General features: G+C 68.5%; 18 protein-coding genes. 2 read left to right on the top strand and 16 right to left on the bottom strand.

All coding sequences use genetic code 11. From position 1 onward, the window contains the following. Positions 1 to 279: 279 nt before the first annotated feature. The 13 genes from ACXAFN_RS18235 to ACXAFN_RS18175 all read right to left on the bottom strand — a co-directional run bounded on the left by ACXAFN_RS18235 (position 280) and on the right by ACXAFN_RS18175 (position 13308). Entirely contained in the window at positions 280 to 1857 is a 1578-nt protein-coding gene (locus ACXAFN_RS18235) for a sulfatase family protein (RefSeq protein WP_474991133.1), read from the bottom strand. Positions 1858 to 1885: 28 nt separating this feature from the next. Beyond that, complete coding sequence (locus tag ACXAFN_RS18230; RefSeq protein WP_474991131.1) at positions 1886 to 3202, bottom strand: TRAP transporter large permease; 1317 nt, start codon at positions 3200 to 3202, stop codon at positions 1886 to 1888. Between the two features lie 42 nt (positions 3203 to 3244). Continuing rightward, positions 3245 to 3757 (bottom strand): TRAP transporter small permease, encoded by a 513-nt coding sequence (locus ACXAFN_RS18225; RefSeq protein WP_474991129.1) that lies wholly within the window; start codon positions 3755 to 3757, stop codon positions 3245 to 3247. 63 nt (positions 3758 to 3820) lie between these two features. Further along, a complete protein-coding gene (gene dctP / locus ACXAFN_RS18220; protein WP_474991127.1) occupies positions 3821 to 4798 on the bottom strand; it encodes a TRAP transporter substrate-binding protein DctP in 978 nt (325 codons plus the stop codon). A 57-nt stretch (positions 4799 to 4855) separates the two neighbouring features. Then, on the bottom strand, positions 4856 to 5983 hold the full coding sequence (locus ACXAFN_RS18215; protein ID WP_474991125.1) for an FAD-dependent monooxygenase: 1128 nt from the start codon (positions 5981 to 5983) through the stop codon (positions 4856 to 4858). A 212-nt stretch (positions 5984 to 6195) separates the two neighbouring features. After that, positions 6196 to 7470, bottom strand: a complete 1275-nt coding sequence (locus ACXAFN_RS18210) for an MFS transporter (RefSeq protein ID WP_474991123.1) — start codon at positions 7468 to 7470, stop codon at positions 6196 to 6198. Between the two features lie 35 nt (positions 7471 to 7505). Beyond that, complete coding sequence (locus ACXAFN_RS18205; protein ID WP_474991121.1) at positions 7506 to 8711, bottom strand: NAD(P)/FAD-dependent oxidoreductase; 1206 nt, start codon at positions 8709 to 8711, stop codon at positions 7506 to 7508. A gap of 10 nt (positions 8712 to 8721) precedes the next feature. Further along, positions 8722 to 9477 (bottom strand): SDR family oxidoreductase, encoded by a 756-nt coding sequence (locus ACXAFN_RS18200; RefSeq protein ID WP_474991119.1) that lies wholly within the window; start codon positions 9475 to 9477, stop codon positions 8722 to 8724. A gap of 1 nt (position 9478) precedes the next feature. Further along, complete coding sequence (locus ACXAFN_RS18195) at positions 9479 to 10510, bottom strand: Rieske 2Fe-2S domain-containing protein (protein ID WP_474991117.1); 1032 nt, start codon at positions 10508 to 10510, stop codon at positions 9479 to 9481. Positions 10511 to 10561: 51 nt separating this feature from the next. Continuing rightward, positions 10562 to 10867 (bottom strand): recombinase-like helix-turn-helix domain-containing protein, encoded by a 306-nt coding sequence (locus tag ACXAFN_RS18190; RefSeq protein ID WP_474991115.1) that lies wholly within the window; start codon positions 10865 to 10867, stop codon positions 10562 to 10564. Positions 10868 to 10870: 3 nt separating this feature from the next. Beyond that, entirely contained in the window at positions 10871 to 11188 is a 318-nt protein-coding gene (gene nirD, locus ACXAFN_RS18185; protein WP_111382319.1) for a nitrite reductase small subunit NirD, read from the bottom strand. Positions 11189 to 11540: 352 nt separating this feature from the next. Next, positions 11541 to 12248: a GntR family transcriptional regulator gene (locus ACXAFN_RS18180; protein WP_474991113.1), complete on the bottom strand. Its 708-nt coding sequence runs from the start codon at positions 12246 to 12248 to the stop codon at positions 11541 to 11543. A gap of 283 nt (positions 12249 to 12531) precedes the next feature. Next, entirely contained in the window at positions 12532 to 13308 is a 777-nt protein-coding gene (locus tag ACXAFN_RS18175) for a ferredoxin--NADP reductase (protein WP_474991111.1), read from the bottom strand. Between the two features lie 160 nt (positions 13309 to 13468). On the opposite strand from ACXAFN_RS18175, the gene ACXAFN_RS18170 reads away from it, so the two are divergent. Beyond that, a complete protein-coding gene (locus ACXAFN_RS18170) occupies positions 13469 to 14392 on the top strand; it encodes a LysR family transcriptional regulator (protein ID WP_474991109.1) in 924 nt (307 codons plus the stop codon). Between the two features lie 56 nt (positions 14393 to 14448). Here ACXAFN_RS18170 and ACXAFN_RS18165 read toward each other — a convergent pair whose 3' ends face one another. Next, positions 14449 to 16578 (bottom strand): methyl-accepting chemotaxis protein, encoded by a 2130-nt coding sequence (locus ACXAFN_RS18165; RefSeq protein WP_474991107.1) that lies wholly within the window; start codon positions 16576 to 16578, stop codon positions 14449 to 14451. A 240-nt stretch (positions 16579 to 16818) separates the two neighbouring features. Next, on the bottom strand, positions 16819 to 17247 hold the full coding sequence (locus ACXAFN_RS18160) for a host attachment protein (protein WP_474991105.1): 429 nt from the start codon (positions 17245 to 17247) through the stop codon (positions 16819 to 16821). Positions 17248 to 17455: 208 nt separating this feature from the next. Here ACXAFN_RS18160 and ACXAFN_RS18155 point away from each other — a divergent pair, with 208 nt between their 5' ends. Continuing rightward, positions 17456 to 17941, top strand: coding sequence for a hypothetical protein (locus ACXAFN_RS18155; protein WP_474991103.1), 486 nt, complete (start codon positions 17456 to 17458; stop codon positions 17939 to 17941). Between the two features lie 249 nt (positions 17942 to 18190). Here ACXAFN_RS18155 and speE read toward each other — a convergent pair whose 3' ends face one another. Continuing rightward, positions 18191 to 19102 carry a polyamine aminopropyltransferase gene (speE, locus tag ACXAFN_RS18150; protein WP_474991101.1) on the bottom strand — a complete coding sequence of 304 codons (912 nt, stop codon included), beginning with the start codon at positions 19100 to 19102 and terminating at the stop codon, positions 18191 to 18193. Between the last annotated feature and the right edge of the window lie 59 nt (positions 19103 to 19161).

Below are 19161 nucleotides of genomic sequence, written 5' to 3'. Positions count from 1 at the left end.
CGCTGAGCCCTGGCGCCCTTGCGCCTACGATACCGGATCGGGACCCGGGAGCCGATTTCGCCTCGGCTTCCCTTGGCGACTCGGCGTCGCCGCTAATTTCAAATATTAAACTGTATTTCTTATTTGATACAACCTGAAGATAGACGTCGGGCCGACGTTTGTCAAGGTCCGCGAAAAGCCTCAGGAATCACTTACAACCAACTGATTTTAATGAAGAAAAAAACGCTCGACCGGCCTAAATTCCGCGCCCGGACGCCCAAGGAGCGGGCAAGGGGCGGATCAGGCCCTGGCAGTGGCCAACAGCCGCTTGTCGCGCAGCTCGATCATGCGCCGCGCCAGGGCCTCCAGCAGCGCCATCCGGGTGTCCTGGTGGGCCGGATCGGCCCACAGGTTGCGGGTCTCGCCGGGGTCCTCGGTCAGGTGATAGAGCTCGCCGCCCGCCTCGCCCTCGAACAGGCTGAGCCGCCAGTCCTCGGTGACCAGGGTGGTGATGCCGCTGGCGGCATCGCCGTCGCGGAACACCTGGATGCCGGCGTCCTCGATCAGCACCGGCGGTGCCGGCCGGCCCGCCTCGAACAGGTCGCGCCCCTGCATGCCCACGGGACGCTTCAGGCCGGCCCGCTGCAGCAGCGTCGGCGCCAGGTCGATGGCGCTGCCGAGCCGCCCCGAGACGCGCCCGCCCGGCTCGGGCGAGCGCGGGTCGTGCCAGATCAGCGGCACCCGCACCACGCTCTGGAAGTGCAGGCCGAGCTTGAGCACGGTGCCGTGATCGCCCATGTAATCGCCGTGGTCCGAGGTGAAGGCCACCACGGTGTCGTCGGCGAGCCCTCGGGCCTCGAGCCTGGCCAGCACCTCGCCCACGGCATCGTCGACCATCGAGATGCTGCCGTAGTTGAGGGCGATGATCTCGCGCAGCTGGCGCTCGGACAGGCTCAGCGGCCAGTGGCTGTCGGGCTCGTCGCGCCCCCAGCGGTAGGCCGCCAGGGCCGAATCCGGCAGCTCGGCGATGGCCTCGACCGAGCGCCCCGCGGTGGCCGGCAGCACCACCTCGTCGGGGTCGTACATCGACCAGTAGCGACCGGGCGGGGTGAAGGGGTGGTGCGGGTCGGGGAAGGACACCACCAGCACGAAGGGCGTCTCGTCGTCCTGGTCATCGAGGAAGGCGCAGGCCTGATCGGCCACATAGGCGGTCGGATAGGCGCCTTCGGGCAGCGCCGTGCGCCAGCACTGCGGCGCCGTGACGCCCTCGTCGGCCAGGGCGTTGGCCGGCCCGCGCAGGGCGTCGGCATCGGCATGCCGCTCGCGCAGCCAGCCGCTGTAATGGCCCTCCACCTGGTCGCCGTGGCCGATGCACAGCCGCACATGGTCGAAGCCGTAATAGGGAGTGGGCAGCTCGAGGTCCGGCGTCTCGGCCCAGCGCCGGCGCACCTCCCAACCATAGGCCTCGCCGTCGCGCTGGCGGCGCAGACTGTGCCCGAGCGCGTCGGGCAGCGTCTCGCCGTCTCCGGCCTGGCGCCGCGGGGGCGCCGGAATGTCGGTGACGTTCTGGAAGTGCGCCTTGCCGATGTAGCCGGTGCGATAGCCGACCCCGCGCAGCACGTCGGCGAAGGTCAGGCTATCCAGGTCCAGCGGGATACCGTTCTGGCGGACGCCGTTGACCGACGGCTGCTGGCCGGTGACCAGGCAGGCCCGGTTGGGCTGGCAGATCGGCGTGGCCACGTGAAAGCGGGTGAAACGCACGCCGGCGGCGGCCAGGCCATCCAGGTGCGGCGTGCGCACGGTGGGGTCGCCGTAGCAGCCCAGGTGTTCGGCGCGCTGCTGGTCGGTGATGAAGACGATGAAGTTGGGGCGTCGCATCTCGGCCTCCTCGCTCGGGGTCGCCGGCTCAGTCGAACATCAGGCCGACCGGCCAGGTGACGATCTCGGGGAAGACGAAGACGATGCCGATGGCCAGGAAGTCGCAGATCAGGAAGGGCACCGCGGCCCTGTAGATGCTGCCCATCCGCGTGCCCTCGGGCGCCACGGCCTTCATCACGAACAGCGCGGCGCCCAGCGGCGGCGAGGTGGAGCCGGTCTCGATGGCGATCAGGAACAGCACCGCGAACCACAGCGGATCGAAGCCGAACTGCTCCACCACCGGCACGAAGATCGGCAGGGTGATCATCATGATCGGCAACGGCCCCATGAACATGCCCAGCACCACGATGGTCAGCACCATGGCCAGCACGATGGTCTTGTTGCCGAACGGCAGGCCGAGCACCGCGTCCATCAGGCCGAAGGTCGCCCCGGTGAAGGACAGCAGTTGGGTGAAGGCGATGGCCCCGGCGACGATCAGCAGCACCATCACCGAAATGGCGGCGCTTTCGAACATCGAGCTCTTGAAGATATCGAGGCTCAGCCGGCGCTTGAGCAGCGCCAGCAGCACCGTGGCCACGGCGCCGGAGGCCGCCGCCTCGGTGGGCGTGGCGAGCCCCAGGAAGATCACCCCCACCACGGCGAACACGATGATGCCGATGGGCAGGATGTTGCGCACCCCGGCCTCGAGCTTGACCCGCACCGGCGTTGGCGCGACGTCGAAGGACGGCGCCACCTCGGGCTGCAGGGTGCAGCGACCGAGGATGTAGACGGTGTAGAGCACCGCCATCAGCAGGCCCGGCAGGATGATGGCGATCAGCAGCCGACCGATCGGCAGTTCGGCCACCACCCCCAGCACCACGGCCAGCGAGCTCGGCGGAATCATGATCGCCAGGCCGGCGGAACCCAGTACCGGCCCCAGCGACATGGGCTTCTGGTAGCCGCGCTTCTCCATCTCCGGCACCAGGCTCGAGCCCAGCAGGGCGATGGAGCCCATGCTGTTGCCGGTCAGGGTGGAGAACAGCACCCCGCCGCCCACGGCCATGAAGGCCAGCCGGCCACGCAGCTTGCCGAACCACTTGTCGAGGGTATCGAGCAGGTCGTTGGCGATGCCCGAGCGGAACATCACCTCGCCCATGATCATGAACATGGCGATGGGCACCAGGGTAAAGCTGGTCAGCGCGCCGGTGGTGTTGATCACCAACTGCTCGACGCCGGACATGCCGCCCAGCAGCACATAGGCACCGACCAGATTGACGACCAGGAAGGCGAACGCCACCGGCATGCCGAGCATCATCAGCAGCAGGAGCGGTCCCATGAGCAGGAGCAGCGTCAGCCACCAATCCATATCAGCCTCCAGGGGAGTATTGTCTGTGCGCCGGCCACGGGCTCAGCGCTTGAAACTGTCGAGGGTCTGCGCCGCGAACTGGATCGCGAGCAGCAGCATGCCGAGGGGGAAGACCAGGGTGATCAGGTAGCTCGGCGGTCGCATCAGGGTGGTCTCGCGCATGCCGTACTCGAACTGGTCGAGGGTCACCAGGCCACCGACCCAGGCACAGTAGCCACAGGCCACCGCGGCCAGGGCGCACAGCACGCCGACCAGCAGCCGCCGCGGCCACCCGGACAGGGCGTCGGTGACCAGGTCGATGGCCACGTGGCGATGCTTCTCGAGCAGGTAAGGCGCGCCGAGGAAGGTCATGTAGAGCAGCGAGTACTCGCTGAGCTCGATGACCCAGACCAGGGAGTGGTCGAACAGCACCCGGGAGAGGATCTCCAGGAATACCAGGGTGGTGGCGGCGACCAGCACCAGGGCACTGAGCCAGGCCAGCCACAGGTTCAGACGGCTGACGCCGCGCATGAACGCCGAAGCCGGCGGACGCGAGACGGAAAGGGAGTCATCCATAGCGTTAGCCCCGAAAGGTGGTCGGACCCCGGCGCCCCAGGGGCGCCGAGGGCGCGAGGTCGATCAGTCGACCAGCATGGCCTTGAGGTCGGCATGCAGTGCCGGGTCGACGTCCTCGGCCAGCTTGTCCCAGGCCGCTTCGATGGCGGTGGTGAGATACTGGTCGGCGTCATCCCCGGTCAGCTCGACCTCCTGGAAGCCGGCTTCGTCCATCTCGGCATAGCCGGTGGCGATGATGTCTTCCCAGCTGGCGTCGATCTCGGGGGCCAGTTCCTCGCGCAGGTAGGCCTGCACGCGACCCCGCAGGTCCTCGGGCAGCTCGCTCCAGGCCTCCGGGTTGACCAGCACGTTGAAGCCGGCCCGGTAGTAGGCGGGCGTGATGTAGTAGTTGACCACGTCCTCGAACTGGTCGACCCAGCCGAGGTTGCTCTGGGCGAAGCCGTCGATCACGCCGCGCTCCATGGCGGTGTAGATCTCACCCATGGGCAGCACCAGGGGCTCGGCGCCGAGCTCTTCGACGAACGGCAGGATGGTCGGGAAGACGCGGATGCGCTTGCCGGCGATGTCGTCGAGGCCGCCGACCTCTTCCTTGAAGAACAGGAAGAACTTCACCGGGCTGGCCGGAATCTCGCCGAGGAAGTGCAGGCCGCGCTCGGCGTGGACCTCGGTCATGCGGTTCAGGTAATCGGTCTCGGCGATGTCGGCGTAGGTCTTGAACGACAGATTGGAGGCGGTGGCCGAGGGCACCAGGCCGGAGTAGTAGCTGGGGCTGGTCAGCGCCATGTCGATGGAGCCGTTACGCACGGCGTCGGCCAGGCGGAAGGGCGGCATCACCTCGGGGCCGCCGCGCCAGTTGATCTGCAGTTCGCCCTCGAACTCCTCGTTGATGGCCTCGACGAAGGCCTCGAAGCCGTGAGAGACCACCGCGGACTTGGGGGTGAAGGACACCGCGTTGAGGGTGACTTCCTCGGCCTGGGCGGCGGTAGCCGCGGTGATCAGGGACAGTCCCAGCAGCGATGAGGTCAGGAATTGCTTGGTCATGTGGGGTTTTCCTCGGGTGTTGTTATTGAAGCGATCGGGGAGCGGCGGCCGGCGTTGTCAGGCCAGCGCCACGCTCCAGGCGTCGTAGCCGTAGACCCAGTCGGCATTGCCCTCGCCCTTGAGCCAGTCGTTGGCCCGGGAGCCGCGCTGCACCTTGGCGGTGCGTTCCTTGCGGGCCGACTCGTAGCGTTCCAGCGCCGCGGAGAGGCCATCCCGGTCGACGCCCTCCAGGCAACGCGACAGCACCACGGCGTCCTCGATGGCCATGCAGGCACCCTGGGCCATGAAGGGCACCATGGGGTGGGCGGCATCGCCGAGCAGAGTGGCATGGCCCACCGACCAGCGGTCCATGGGCTCGCGGACGTAGAGCGCCGACTTGGTCACGCCGTCGCAGGCGGCCAGCAGGGCGCGCACATCGGGGTGGAAATCCTTGTAGACCTCGCGCAGCTCGTTGACGTCGCCGGGCAGGGTCCAGGATTCCTCGCGCCAGTCGTCCTGGGGCGTGGTGGCGAAGACGAACACCTCCTCGCCGCGGGTCAGCGGGAAGACCACTACCTGGACGTCGGCGCTAGGGCCCCACCACTTGGTGAAGGCGTCCAGGTTCTCGACCTCCGGCACCGCGCTGCGCGGCACCACCGCACGATAGGACACCAGGCCGGTGAACTCCGGTTGGTCGGCACCGAACAGCTCGCGACGCACCGCGGAGTGGATGCCGTCGCCGCCGACCACCAGATCGACGTCCTCGTGGCTGCCGTCGGCGAAACGAATGCGCATCGGCTCGCCCTGCTCGACGCCCTCGGCCTGCTTGCCCAGCCGGATGGCCTCCTCGGGCAGGGCCTTCTCTAGGGCCTGGAGCAGATCGCCGCGATGGATCGTCAGCTGCGGGGCGCCGTAGCGCTGCTCGGCGGCCTCGCTCATGGGCAGCCGCGAGGTCTCCTCGCCGGTGTCCCAGGTGCGGCTGATGCGGTGGGTCGGACGCGCCGCGGTCTCGCGCAGCACCTCGCCCACGCCCAGGCGATCCAGGGCGCGCACGGCGTTGGGGGTCAGGTTGACGTCGGCACCGATGCGCAGGAACTGCTTGGCGCGTTCGAAGACGATGGCCTCGTGGCCCTGTTGACGCAGCGCCAGCGCCGCGCAGAGACCGCCGACACCCCCGCCGCAGATACCGATCTTCAGGCTTGTCATTCTGTTGTTACCTTTGTTGCCATCCCAGACGGCGCGCCGCTTGGCGTGCCATATTTGAAACTTTGTTTATTATTTGATGATAGCAATGTAGGCCCGCCACCGGGCTTTGTCAAACGTCGCCCGAGCGGTTGTCGAGGGTCGGTGCACGACCCTCTGAGAATCAACAAGATAGCGCTGAAAGGCCGGCGCCGACCCGGGCCGGCGCCGGCCACTCAATAGCGGCGGACCAAGGGCAGGAGCACGATGGCGCCGAGGAAGGCCATGGCCATCATGAACAGCAGCCCGGCGGTCATGTTGCCGGTGGCGACGATCAACGCGCCGATCAGCACCGGCACCAGGGCGCCGGAGAAGTTGCCCAGGCCGTTGAAGATGCCGCCGGCGGTGGCGCTGACGTCGGAGGGCGTGGCCTTGGCCAGCAGCGCGAAGACATTGGGCGCGCCGACGCCCCACATGGCGGCACTGAACGACATGGCGGCGATCATCGCCCAGTTGGAGTCCTCGATGGAGACCACCATCAGCAGCCCCAGGCCCGCGCCGAGCATGGCGATCGAGCACATCAGGGCGCGGCGGTCGAAGCGGTCGGAGACGATGGCGCCGATCACCTCGCCTAGCAGCATGGCGATGAACGGCAGCGAGGAGAAGATCCCCGCCTGGTCGAGGTCGATGCCCTTGTCCTGCACAAGATAGGTGGGCAGCCAGCTGTTGAGGCCCCACAGGTAGGCCAGGAAGGCCACGTTGAACAGGCACATCGCCCAGAACGACCAGCGCTTGAGCAGCCGCCCGGTGGCCACCTTGTGAGACGACAGCGGCACATGGGACTGCTCGCTGTCCTGCAGCGCCGGGGAGCGGGTGGTGACGTCGAGGCGACGGAACACCAGGTAGACCATCAGCATCACCGGCAGCGTCAGCAGCGCGATGGCGAAGAAGCTGGCCCGCCAGCCGAACTGCTCGATCACCCAGATGGTGAAGGGAAAGCCCAGAGTGGCGCCGATCGGCGTGCCCAGCAGCCACAGCATGGTCGCCCGGGCCTGCTCCCGAGGTGGGAAGAGCCGTTTGACGATGGTATAGGCCACCGCGAACATCGGCCCCTCGGCGATGCCCAGCAGCACCCGCAGGCCGAGCATCAGGCCGTAGTCGTCGACGAAGCCCATCACCGCCATGATGCTGGCGGTGAGGATCAGCATGCCGTAGAGGCAGCTGCGGGGGCTGAAGATGTCGCCCAGGAAGCCCAGGAACATCGACGAGGCGCCGTAGGAGAGCAGGAAGCCGGTCATCAGCAGGCCCAGCTTGGTCGACTCGCCGACGAGCCCCAGGTCCGCCTGGAAGGAGGGGCTCGAGATCAGCACGGCGACGCTGATCTTGTCGAAGAACGACAGGATCACGCAGGCCAGCAGGGCCAGGGGCACCAGCCAGCGGCGCGCGCCGCGCGATGACTCGGCCACGGGCGAAGCCCCGGCCGTCATGGCCGGGGCGGCGGTATCGGACATCGGTTCACCTTTATCGTTGTGTCGTCACGGGGGGATCAGCGCAGCTGCATCAGGTTGTAGTCGGGATCGCCCAGCGCTGCCGGGTCGAGCACCCGCTCGGCGGCCAGCCAGCGCTTGCCGAGCTTGATGGCCCGAGGCTGGTCGAAGGCCACCATCTGCACCAGGCGGTTCTCGTCGTCCAGGTAGAAGAACACCGGCCCCTGGGGATCGCGGCGCACCACGCAGTGCAGCTCGCCGCTGGGCACGCCGAGGATCTGGATATTGACGCCGTGCTGGTCGGACCACAGCCAGGCCGGCTCGTCGTAGTGAGCCTCCTTGCCGAGCATGGCGTCGGCCACCACCCGGGCCTGGTTCTGGGCATAGGCCCAGGACTGCAGGCAGAGCCCCAGATGGGGATGCTGGGCCACGTCGCCGGCGGCGAAGATCCGCGGGTCCGAGGTGTGCCCGGCGGCATCGATGACGATGCCCTGCTCGGTGGCGAGCCCCGCCTCGCGGGCCAGCTCCAGGTTGATCTCGACGCCGGTCCCCACCACCACCAGGTCGTAGGGCTCATGCGCCGTGCCGTCGGCGGTGACGCTCACCCGGCCATCGCCCTCCTCGCCCAGGGCGATGTCCTGGCGACCGAGTTCCAGGCCAACGCCCTGGCCCTCGTGGAGCTCGCGGATCGCCTCGGCCACCTCGGGCCCCACGCTGCGACCGCACAGCGCCGGGGCGCGCTCGAAGACATCCACCTCCACACCCAGCTTGCGGGCGCTGGAGGCCACCTCGAGGCCGATCCAGCCGCCGCCGATGATGCCGACCCGGCGGCTGCCCTCGAGCTTGGCCTTGAGCCGAGTAGCGTCGTCCCAGGTGCGCAGGGTCATGACGTTGGGGATCTCCACCCAGCCGGCCACCGGCAGTCGCGGCCGGCTGCCGGTGGCGATCAGCAGCCGGTCGTAGGGCAGTCGCTCGCCGTCGTCGAGCACCACCTCGCCGGCCGCGCGGTCGATCTCGACGGCACGGCGCGGGCGCCGCCACTCGATGTCGAGGGCCGCCAGGCTGTCCTCCGGGAACAATCGCGGCAGCGGCTCGCTATCGGTGACCACGCCCTTGGACAGCGGCGGCCGCTCGTAGAAGTCGTGGGGCTCGTCGGCGACCACGGTCAGCCGGCCCGCGAAGCCCTCGCCGCGCAGCGCCTTGCAGGCATAGCCGCCGGCCTGGCCGCCGCCGATCACCACGATGTGCTGGATATCGCTTGCCATGTGCACCACCTCAGTTGAAGACGAAGCCGCCGTTGATCGGGATCACCTGGCCGGTGACGAAGGTCGACCAGCCCGAGAGCAGGTAGAGGATGGTCCCGTCCACGTCGTCGGGCTGCTGCTCGCGCTTCAGGGCGCGCCCCTGGGCGTAGTGGTCGTAGCGCTCCTGGGGCACATACTCGGTGGCCTCGCAGTGGGTCAACCCCGGGGCCACGGCGTTGACGCCGATGCCGCGCTCGCCCAGCTCCCGGGCCATGGAGCGCGTCATGGAGATCACCGCGCCCTTGCTGGCCACGTAGGCCATCAGCCTGGGGGCGCCCCACAGGGCGGTATCCGAGGCCAGGTTGACCACCCGGCCGCCGCCATCGGCCTCGAGCAGCGGTACCGCGGCCCGGGTCATCAGCCAGGTGCCGCGCACGTTGACCGCCATCACCCGGTCCCACAGCGCCATGTCGTAGTCCATCATGGTCTCGCCGCCGACGCCGGTGGCGATGGCCGCGTTGTTGACCAGGCCGTCCAGGGCACCTCCCTCGGCGACCCGGGCCAGGCCCGCCTCGATGGAGGCGGGATCGGCCTGGTCGATGACCAGCGCCTCGACCTCGGCGCCGGCCTCGCGCAGCGCCGAGGCGGTCTGCGCCAGCTCCGCCTCGAGGATGTCGCTGATCACCAGCCGCGCGCCCTCGGCGGCGGCCGCCTCGGCGACGCTGCGGCCCAGGCCGCGGGCGGCCCCGGTCACCAGGATGCGCTTGCCCTTCAGCATCTCGGCCATGTCAGGCCGCCTGCTGGCGCTCGGCCAGCTGCTTCTTGGCCATCTTCAGCATCACCCGGCGCAGCCGCGAGAGGCCCACGTCGTGCTGGTAGAGGTTCTCGTGATTGCGGGCCTGCGGGGCCAGGTTCTCGAGGATGATGCGATCCTGCTCCAGCACGTCCCAGTGCAGCTGCTCGAGCTTGGTGCGATAGAAGAAGCGCCACACCTGGCGCTGCCAGCCGTCCACCTTGCGCACCCGCCAGAAGAACACCCGGGTGTGCTCCTTGTCCTCGGGCACCGCCATGCCGACGATCCAGAACGGACCGCCCGGGCCGAAGCGCTGCTGGTAGGGAATCGACAGGCGCAGCCACAGGGCATTGGTGTTGCCGAACTCGACCCAGTCGAAGTTGACCCCGGTCTGGCCGGTCTTCTTGAACACGAAGCCGCTCTCGGTGGGCTCGAGCACCATCTCGGCCTGGCGGTCGCCCTCGGCCATGGAGTGAGAGTCCGAGTGCAGGTAGGTGCCGTGCATCGGGTCCATGACGTTGTCGATGGCGTACTGGTAGTTGCAATTCCAGGTGGCGGTGCACAGGAAGTGGCCGTAGGTCTCGCCGTCGGTCAGCTGTTCGGGCAGCGCGAGCTCGTCGGGTTCCTCGTCCGGGGTGGTGCCGAAATAGACGAAGATGGCGCCGTGGGCCTCCTGGATCGGATAGCGACGCACGCAGGCCTGGCCGACCAGCGGGCTGTTGCTGATCGCCGGCACGTCACAGACCTCGCCCTCGCCGTTGACCTCGACGCCGTGATACCAGCAGGCCAGGCGATCGCCCAGGTTCCAGCCCTTGGACAGGCGCGCGCCGCGGTGGGGGCAGCGGTCCTCAACGGCATGCAGGGTGCCGTCGAAGCCGCGCCACAGCACCAGGTTCTCGCCCAGTCGGGTGATGCCCACGGGGTTGCTGCCGACCTCCCAACTGGCGGCGACGGGATACCAGAGGGAACGCAGACCGCTGTCCAGATAATCCTGGACGGTGGTGTCGACGGAGGATGCACTAGTCATGTCTCGACCTCGTTATGTCTTGTACTGGCAAGGGGCATGGCCCCGGACGGCTCACTGCCCGAGCACCGCCATCTCTTGAAGGAAGCTTTCCTGGGTCCAGGCCTGGCCATTGCGGTCGTGGCGGTGGCGGGCATTGAGGCCCTCGACCACGGCGTCCAGCTCGGTCGCGCCGTCGGCGAAGACCTCCTCGAGGGCCGCCACCAGGGCGTGTTCGAAGGGCCCCGGCGCGCTGGCGCGAGTCTGCCACACGGGATTGGCGAAGCCGCCGGGGGCTTCGATATGACCCTGGCCGGGCTCGCTGGAGGGAATGATGCGCTGCCAGGTCTTGAGTTGGGGGTTGTAATCCTGCTGGGCCATGGTTCAGCTCTCCTCGCTGGTCTCGAGTTGTACCTCGTCGTCGATGATCCGCACCGGATAGACGTGAAGGTCGCGGTCGGCCGGCTCGCGCAGGCACTTGCCGCTCTTGATGTCGAAGGTCGCCTCGTGCAGCGGGCACTCCACCTGGCCATCCTCGACGAAGCCCTGGGACAGCAGGGCGTAGGCGTGGGGACAGACGTCCTCGAGGGCGTAATACTCGCCGTCGAGCACGTAGACGCCGATCTCCTTGCCGTCGACCTTGGCGGAATAGGGGAAGTCTTCCTGTACCTGGTCGGTCTTGCAGACGGTGGTCCAACTCATGGCTCGGTCCTCATCGGTCGGGGGATGATTCATCCCTGACGAATCTCTTATTTGAGACGGAGTTTTTTATATGATCCTTGGCGCCAGTATAGGCGCGCCGCGCCGGCTGTCAAATACTATATAGTATTGAGTATCGTGCCGATATCGGCGCCTGTCTACAGCATAGGCGGAGTGGTGGGGGAAGCGCCGCCGGCGAGGCATCCGTCGGCCCCGGCCCGGTCCATCATGAACTCGGGACTTCGGCCAACTGGCTTCGATCTATCGCGTCACATCGCGCGCTGTGCCCAACGAGATCGACAGATGCGATGCGACATCCGCGACTCTCGCGGCGATCGGTCGAGCCGGCAGGCCCCTATCGCAGTTCGGTGCGCAGGGAGAGACGATAGTCGTTGGCGGGGATATGCATGACCTGCCAGGCGACGGTGGTGTCGTCGGCCAGGCGATAGAAGGTCTCGAGCCGCAGCCCCAGGGGCGGCTCCTCGGCCTGGCCGGGCAGCATGACCCGGGCCGCGGGCTTGGGCAGACGCACCAGGCGCACCCGGTTCTCGGCATGATTGACCGTCACCCGGGCGCGCGACTCGAGCAACGGCAGCACGCTCTCGTGCTCCAGCGCCTCGGCCTCGACCTCGAGCAGCGGTGCCGCCATGTCGGCGCGCAGATAGATCTCGGTATGGCAGTCGAAGGCCCCGTCGATGCGATCCTGGCGCACCAGCCGCACATGGCCCTCCTCGCACGGCCCGAGGACCTCGCGCCAGTTCCCCTGGCGGCTCAAGCGCTCGCGCCTGAGCAGGCGGATGAACACCATGCGCACCCGGGCGCCGTCGGGGCGCAGGAAGCCGAACGCCGGGGTGGTGATCTCGCGGCGATGGTCGCCGCCGGCGACGAAGGTGCCCAGGCGACGCTGGCGATAGAGTTCGCCGCTCTCCACCAGGTCGCGCAGCGCCTTCTGCACCGTGCCGAGGCTCAGCGGCAGCGCCTCGGCCAACGCCTGCTCGGTGGGCAGGCGCGCGCCCTCCTCCAGCCGCCCCTCGACGATCAGCTCGATGATCGCATCGCGCATGCAAAGGTACTTGGGCGACCTGGGAGAACGTTCGAGGTGCCTGGCGACACGCTCGGCCAGCAGAGTCAGCACGGCGGAGCCTTGTGACGAGAATGAAGGCGAGGATTCTAGCAGGCCCGGCCGCAGGCTCGAAGCTCGAAGCTCGAAGCTCGAAGCTCGAAGCTCGAAGCTCGAAGCTCGAAGCTCGAAGGCAACATAAATGCAACCGCCCCCACGGCAAGTGCCTGGGGGCGGTTATTCTTCCAGCTTCCAGCCGCGTAGCGGCGCTCTTCCAGCTTCCGGCTTACTTCTCGACGAAGGCGCGTTCGATCACGTAGTCGCCGGGCTCGCCCATGCGCGGCGAGATATTGAAACCCAGCTCGTCGAGCAGCGCGCTGGTCTCGTCGAGCATCGCCGGGCTGCCGCAGATCATGGCGCGGTCCTGCTTCGGGTCCAGGGCCGGCAGGCCGGTGTCCTCGGCCAGCTTGCCGCTGCGGATGTGGTCGGTCAGGCGCCCCATGGTGTGGAACTCCTCGCGGGTCACGGTCGGGTAGTAGACCAGCTTCTCGCTGATCTCCTCGCCCAGGTACTCGTGGGCCGGCAGCTCCTTGGTGATGAAATCGGCATAGGCCAGCTCGCTGACGGTGCGCACGCCGTGGATCAGCACGATCTTCTCGAAGCGCTCGTAAGCCTCCGGGTCCTGGATCAGGCTCATGAAAGGCGCCAGGCCGGTGCCGGTGGACAGCAGGTAGAGGTTGCGGCCCGGCAGCAGGTCGTCGGTGACCAGGGTGCCGGTAGGCTTGCGGCTGACCATGATCTGATCGCCGACCTTGAGGTGCTGAAGGCGCGAGGTCAGGGGGCCGTCCGGCACCTTGATGCTGAAGAACTCCAGATGATCCTCGTAGTTGGGGCTGGCGACGGAATAGGCGCGCATCAGCGGCTTGCCGTCGACTTCCAGGCCGATCATCACGAACTGGCCGTTCTTGAAGCGCAGGCTGCGCTCCCGGGTGGTCTTGAAGCTGAACAGGGTGTCGTTCCAGTGATGGACGCTGAGGACCTCTTCCAGGGCGAACTTGCTCATGCCGGCTCCCGTCAATTTCGAAAACGTATATTCCGTAAACGCATAATTGCGTCGATCAGTCTTTGCAGCTGATTCTAAGAGACGACGGAATATCTGTTAAATTGATTGTATGGATAAAGCTTATCTATACTCTGGATAAAACAACTCCGGAGCTCAGCGGATGCGCTATACCCTGCGCCAGCTCGAGGTGTTCGTGGCGGTGGCCCAGCACGAGAGCGTCTCCCACGCCGCCCGCGCCCTGTCGCTCTCCCAGTCCGCGGCCAGCACGGCGCTGGCCGAGCTGGAGCGTCAGTTCGACTGCCGGCTGCTGGACCGGATCGGCAAGCGGCTCAAGCTCAATGCCCTGGGCTTCCAGCTGCTGCCCAAGGCGGTGGCGCTGCTCGACCGCGCCGAGGAGGTCGAGGAGCTGCTGCGCGGCCAGCAGGGCATCGGCACCCTGGACGTGGGCGCCACCCTGACCATCGGCAACTACCTGGCCACCCTGCTGATCAGCGACTTCATGCAGCAGCACCCGGGCAGCCGCATCCGCCTGCAGGTGCGCAACACTCGCACCATCATCGAGGGCGTGCGCCACCACGAGCTGGACCTGGGGCTGATCGAGGGCCAGTGCGAGGACGAGGACGTGATCACCCAGCCCTGGGTGGAGGACGAGCTGGCGGTGTTCTGCGCCCCCCGCCACCCGCTGGCCGACCGGGGCCCGGTGGAGCTCGACCGGCTGCTGCGCGAGGCCTGGATCATGCGCGAGCAAGGCTCGGGTACCCGGCTGACCCTGGAGCAGGCCGCCCGGCACCGACGGGGGCGCTTCAACACCCTGCTCGAGCTCGAGCACACCGAGGGCATCAAGCGCGCCGTGGAGTCCGGGCTGGGCATCGGCTGCGTCTCGCGGCTGGCGCTGCGCGACGCCTTCCGCCGCGGCAGCCTGGTGCCGATCCCCACCCCCGAGCTGGACCTGAGCCGCCAGTTCGCCTTCATCTGGCACCGCCACAAGTACCTGGCCCCCGGCATGCGCGAGTTTCTCAAGCTATGCCGGCAGATGACCGAAGGCATCCGCCGCAGCGACCAGCTCGACCTGCCCCACTACTGATCGGCCAAGCGGCACGTCCCTGTGCCGTGACCGGCTCTGCGGAAACGCTGGCCGGCTCAGTCCTCCAGCAGGGCAAGCTCGGCCCGCCGGGGGCGGGCCGCCGGCAGGGCCGGCGCCGAGGCCTCGCGGGCCCGCAGGGTGAAACCGCCGACCAGGACCGACAGGCGATCGGCCTGGTCCTTGAGCTGCTCGGCGGCGGTGGTCGACTGCTCCACCAGCGCCGCGTTCTGCTGGGTCATGCGGTCCAGCTCGGAGACCGCCACGTTGACCTGGCCGATGCCGTCGCGCTGCTCGCCGCTGGCCGCGGTGATCTCGCCCAGCCCCTGGGCCACCCGAGTCACGCTTTCCACCAGCTCTTCCATGGTCTCGCCGGCGGCGCGCACCTGTCGCTCGCCCTGCTCGGTGCGGCTCGCCGAAGTATCGATCAGCGCCCGGATCTGCTTGGCCGACTCGGCGCTGCGGCTGGCCAGCTGGCGCACCTCGCCGGCCACCACCGCGAAGCCGCGGCCCTGCTCGCCGGCCCGGGCCGCCTCCACCGAGGCGTTGAGCGCCAGCAGGTTGGTCTGGAAGGCGATGCCGTCCATCAGGGTGACGATCTCGCCGATCTGCCGCGAGGAGTCACTGATGCCCTGCATGGTCTCCACCACGTCGTCCATGGCCGCGCCGCCACGGCGAGCCACGGCGCTGGCCGACTCGGCCAGGCCACTGGCCTGCCGCGAGGCGTCCGCGGTGTGTTCCACGGTGCTGGTGATCTGCTCCATGGACGCCGAGGTCTGCTGCAGGCTGGAGGCGGCGTTCTCGGTGCGCCGCGACAGGTCCTGGCCGCCCTGGGCGATCTCGGTGGCGGCCACCCGCACCGACTCGCTGCTGTCGCGCACGTCGACCAGCACGTCGTTGACCTTGTCGGCGAAGGCATTGAACTGGATGGCCAGGCGGGCCGTCTCGTCGCGACCGTGCACCGGCAGGCGCCGGGTGAGGTCGCCGTCGCCGGAGGCGACGTCGCGCATGCGCTCGGCCAGGTGGCGCAGCGGCCGGGCGATTCGTCCCCCCACCCACCAGCTGGCCAGCAGGCCCAGGCCAACCACCAGCAGCCCCGCCAGGCTCATCCCCCAGAGGTCGGCCCGGCGCTGCTCGGCCAGCCGCGCCTCGAGGCCATGCAGCCCGGCCAGCACGGCCTGCTCGGGCAGGTGGATCGCCAGCACCCAGCGCTCACCGGTGTCGCCGATGGTGAAGGGCCGGTAGAGCTCAAAGCGCCCGGCCGCCTCGTCGAAGCGATAGCTCGCCTCGCCGTCACGGGCCGCGGCCAATGGCGCCTGCAGCGCCTCGTCGAGGGCATCGGCGGCGAGCTCACCCAGCGCCGACTCGGCCTCGGTGGCCGCGGCAACTACCCCCCGGGAGGCCACCAGCACCATCTCGCCCACGCCGTCATAGAGCCCCTGGTTGGCCTCGGCCAGCATGCCCTGGAGGAAGGCCACGTCCAGGTCCACGCCGGCGATGCCACGGAACTCGTCGTCCACCAGGATCGGCACGTTGAACGAGGTCACCAGCTTCTGCTCGCCGCCGTAGTCGTAGTAGTGCGGATCGATGATGCAGGTGCGTCGGGTTTCCTTCGGGCACAGGTAGTATTCGCCCTCGCGAATGCCCTGGGCGTTGCGCGCCTTGCTCTCCATGCCGTCGCCCAGTGACAGTACCTCGATGTCACCGTTGTCGGTGCGATACCACCAGGGCATGAAGCGACCATCGGGCCCGTAGCCCCCGTCCGCGATGTCGGTGAAGTAGGCATCGGGACCGAAGGCGTCGGGCTCCCAGCCGATGAAGGCGTCCAGCAACTCGGGATGCTCGGCCACCGCGTCGCGGGTCAGGTAGGACAGCTCGCGGCGCCCCAGGGTCAGGCGGGCCCGTTCCTCGGCATCGCGCTCGCCCATCAACGCATTGGTGTCGGCCAGGCCGCGGGCCACGGCCAGGGCGCCCTCGAGCTGGCGCCGGATCGCCTGGGTGCGAGCCTCCGCCAGGGCCTCCAGGCGCTGCTCGGCATTGGCCTTGATCAGCTCTCCGGCACGCTCCGCCACCAGCGACTGGGAGCGCGCGCCTGCCCAGGTGGCATAGCCGACCAGCACCACCGCCACGCTCAGGATGCACAGCCCGACCAGCAGCGCGACGTGGGTACGCAACGACTCAAAGCGCATGGCCGGCCTCCCGCGGTTCGGAATGACGGCGAAGGGCGTGTCGGGCAGAAGTCAGGGGGGCGCGGAGCGGGCGGGCCGCTCCGCGCGTCGGGGCAAGGATGGTCATGGAAGACACTCGCGAATCGGGACAAGGGGATGGGTTGCCGGCACGCGGACGTGCCGCGCCCTGCCCTTATCGGCACGCCGCCCTTGGACTTGACGACTCGGGGCCGGCTCCGCCTCGCGGATGTCGCCCGCCGATCAACGCAGGTCGCTCACCGCCTGCTGGATGTGTTCGAGACTGGCCTTGGTGAGGTCCTTGGCGAGGGTGTGGATGACCAGCCTGGCGGTGGGCCCATCGAGCTTGTCGCGCAGCAGGCCGAGAAAGCGCGGCGGCGCCACCAGGATCAGCTTCTCCAGGGTATTGTCGACCCGGGCCCGGTAGAGGCGATCGGCGACCTCGCGGGCGAACAGGGTCTCGTGATGCGCGGAGGCCGTGCTCTCGCCCCCGGCGGAGCGCGCGGTGGTGGATGTCGACTCGTGCACGTCGCCCTCGCGGTCGGTCACCAGGTCGCCCTCGTGCAGGCGGCCCTCGGCATGCACCAGGCTGTCCTTTTCTTCGAGCTTGAGGGCATCGCGGGTAAAGACCCGTGCCCTGGCGGCATCGGCCACCACGATATAGGTCGTCATAGTCGCTCCTTGGAGGTGTGGGGCGAGAGGGGCTCTCCCGCTCACCCTCTCAGCATTGGCAAGCCCCATGCCAGCGTCAAACGGCGACACCCGGCGTCGGTCTCCGCGGACACTGCCGCGGGACCGCCGACTGGGGTAGGATGCCGGCTCACGGCCCACGCCGCCGATGCGACCGAGCGGCCCCAGGCCGAACCCCGGAGGACCCGAGATGCGCCACTTCCTGTTCCCGCGGCAGCCGCTGCCGCGCTCCACCCTGCTGTTCTGCCATGCCGTCATCCAGCTCGGCCTGCTGGCGGCCGGCGGCCTGTGGCTGGCCCCGCGCACGCCCTGGCTGGCCGACACCGGCTGGGCGGCGGCCTGGCCCGAGCTGGCGCTCGGCGGCGGCGTGATGCTGCTGGCGATGGTCGCCACCCGCCTGCTGGCCGAGCTGTGGCTGCTCCCCCACCACCTGGCGGCTCAGCGCCCCGGCTTCGCCCCCGGTGCCGTGGTCACCCGCTCGATCGAACGCCGCCCCGCGGTCCACGACCAGGAGCATGCCTGGACCGCCCCCGGCCGCGAGGTCGACGGCGAGGACGCGGTGCTGAGCCCGGCCCGCGTCGCCCGCCAGGCCCCGCGCCGTCACCACGACGAGCCGCGCCTGGACCTGGCCGGCGGGCACGCGGAACCGGCGCCCGCCAACGAGCCGCGGCTGTGACAACATTTCGCTCGCGAGGGGCTTGCAAACGTCACGAGCGAAGGCCAGGCAAGGCGAAATAGGCCGAAAAACGGACCGGGCTCGCGTGCGAGTTTACAAGCTGGTAAACGAGCATCTTGAGTGCTTACTTCAACGCCGCAATGGCCGAGCGCAGTAGCTGGTAAGCCCCTCGAGTAGTTTGTAAGCCCCTCGAAACGACGAACCCCGGCCTTGGCCGGGGTTCGTCGTGTCATCCAGGCGACGCCTGCGTCAATCGTCCAGCTCTCGGCGCATAAAGGGCGGCAGCGCCAGGGCGCCGCGGTGGGCCTCGGCGGTGTAGTAGTCGAGGGGCAGCTCGCTCGCCGCGGCATCCGCCTCGCGGAAGGCACCGACGTCGGCCGCCTTGCCGGCCAGGGTCACGCTCCACCAGCCGGAGGGATAGACCGGCTGCGGGAAGGGCAGCGTGGCCACGCTGTCGAAGCCGGCCTCGCGCATGTCCCTACGCAGTTCGCGAATGATGCTGCCGCTGTGGTAGAGCGGCGACTCGCTCTGCTGCACCAGCACGCCGCCGGGGCGCAGCACCCGGTGGCAGCGGCGCAGGAAGTCGGTCTTGAACAGCCCCTCGGCGGGCCCCACCGGGTCGGTGGAATCGATGATCAGCACGTCGACGCTGTCGTCGCCCGCCTCCTCGATCCACTGCACCCCATCGGCGAAGCGAAGCTCGGCGCGCGGATCGTCGTTGGAGGCGGTGAGCGCCGGGAAGAAGCGCTCGGCGGCCAGGGTCACCTCCTCGTCGATATCGATCTGGGTGACCTTCTCGACGCCGGGGTGGCGCAGCACCTCGCGCAGGGTGCCGCAATCGCCACCGCCGATGATCACCACTCGCTTCGGCGCAGTATGGGTGAACAGCGCCGGGTGGGCGATCATCTCGTGGTAGAGGAAGTTGTCGCGATCGCTGAGCATCACGCAGCCGTCGAGCACCAGCAGGTTGCCGTAGGTCTCGGTGGCATAGACCTCGAGGTGCTGATAGGGGCTCTGCACCTCGTGCAGCTTCTCCGAGACCTTCAGCGAGAAGGCGCTGCCGTGGCTGTCGAAGACTTCGGTGAACCAGCCAGAGTCGGCATCGGAGTCGAGGCCGGAATCGAGGCCAGCAGCGGGGCCGTTATCAAGAGAGGAGCTCATCGGGGACCCTCAGGGTGACGTGTGGAGAAGAGCGGGCCGCCAGGCAGGCGGCGGCCCGC

The sequence above is a fragment of the Halomonas sp. ABH4_019 genome (genome assembly GCF_056159885.1).
Note: the sequence above shows the minus strand (reverse complement) of the source record. Positions and strands in the feature narration are given on the sequence as shown.

Coding starts and splice junctions, on each gene's coding strand:
- ACXAFN_RS18235 (WP_474991133.1), bottom strand. CDS start 1,857: ATGCGACGCCCCAACTTCATCGTCTTCATCACCGACCAGCAGCGCGCC.
- ACXAFN_RS18230 (WP_474991131.1), bottom strand. CDS start 3,202: ATGGATTGGTGGCTGACGCTGCTCCTGCTCATGGGACCGCTCCTGCTG.
- ACXAFN_RS18225 (WP_474991129.1), bottom strand. CDS start 3,757: ATGGATGACTCCCTTTCCGTCTCGCGTCCGCCGGCTTCGGCGTTCATG.
- dctP (WP_474991127.1), bottom strand. CDS start 4,798: ATGACCAAGCAATTCCTGACCTCATCGCTGCTGGGACTGTCCCTGATC.
- ACXAFN_RS18215 (WP_474991125.1), bottom strand. CDS start 5,983: ATGACAAGCCTGAAGATCGGTATCTGCGGCGGGGGTGTCGGCGGTCTC.
- ACXAFN_RS18210 (WP_474991123.1), bottom strand. CDS start 7,470: ATGTCCGATACCGCCGCCCCGGCCATGACGGCCGGGGCTTCGCCCGTG.
- ACXAFN_RS18205 (WP_474991121.1), bottom strand. CDS start 8,711: ATGGCAAGCGATATCCAGCACATCGTGGTGATCGGCGGCGGCCAGGCC.
- ACXAFN_RS18200 (WP_474991119.1), bottom strand. CDS start 9,477: ATGGCCGAGATGCTGAAGGGCAAGCGCATCCTGGTGACCGGGGCCGCC.
- ACXAFN_RS18195 (WP_474991117.1), bottom strand. CDS start 10,510: ATGACTAGTGCATCCTCCGTCGACACCACCGTCCAGGATTATCTGGAC.
- ACXAFN_RS18190 (WP_474991115.1), bottom strand. CDS start 10,867: ATGGCCCAGCAGGATTACAACCCCCAACTCAAGACCTGGCAGCGCATC.
- nirD (WP_111382319.1), bottom strand. CDS start 11,188: ATGAGTTGGACCACCGTCTGCAAGACCGACCAGGTACAGGAAGACTTC.
- ACXAFN_RS18180 (WP_474991113.1), bottom strand. CDS start 12,248: ATGCGCGATGCGATCATCGAGCTGATCGTCGAGGGGCGGCTGGAGGAG.
- ACXAFN_RS18175 (WP_474991111.1), bottom strand. CDS start 13,308: ATGAGCAAGTTCGCCCTGGAAGAGGTCCTCAGCGTCCATCACTGGAAC.
- ACXAFN_RS18170 (WP_474991109.1), top strand. CDS start 13,469: ATGCGCTATACCCTGCGCCAGCTCGAGGTGTTCGTGGCGGTGGCCCAG.
- ACXAFN_RS18165 (WP_474991107.1), bottom strand. CDS start 16,578: ATGCGCTTTGAGTCGTTGCGTACCCACGTCGCGCTGCTGGTCGGGCTG.
- ACXAFN_RS18160 (WP_474991105.1), bottom strand. CDS start 17,247: ATGACGACCTATATCGTGGTGGCCGATGCCGCCAGGGCACGGGTCTTT.
- ACXAFN_RS18155 (WP_474991103.1), top strand. CDS start 17,456: ATGCGCCACTTCCTGTTCCCGCGGCAGCCGCTGCCGCGCTCCACCCTG.
- speE (WP_474991101.1), bottom strand. CDS start 19,102: ATGAGCTCCTCTCTTGATAACGGCCCCGCTGCTGGCCTCGATTCCGGC.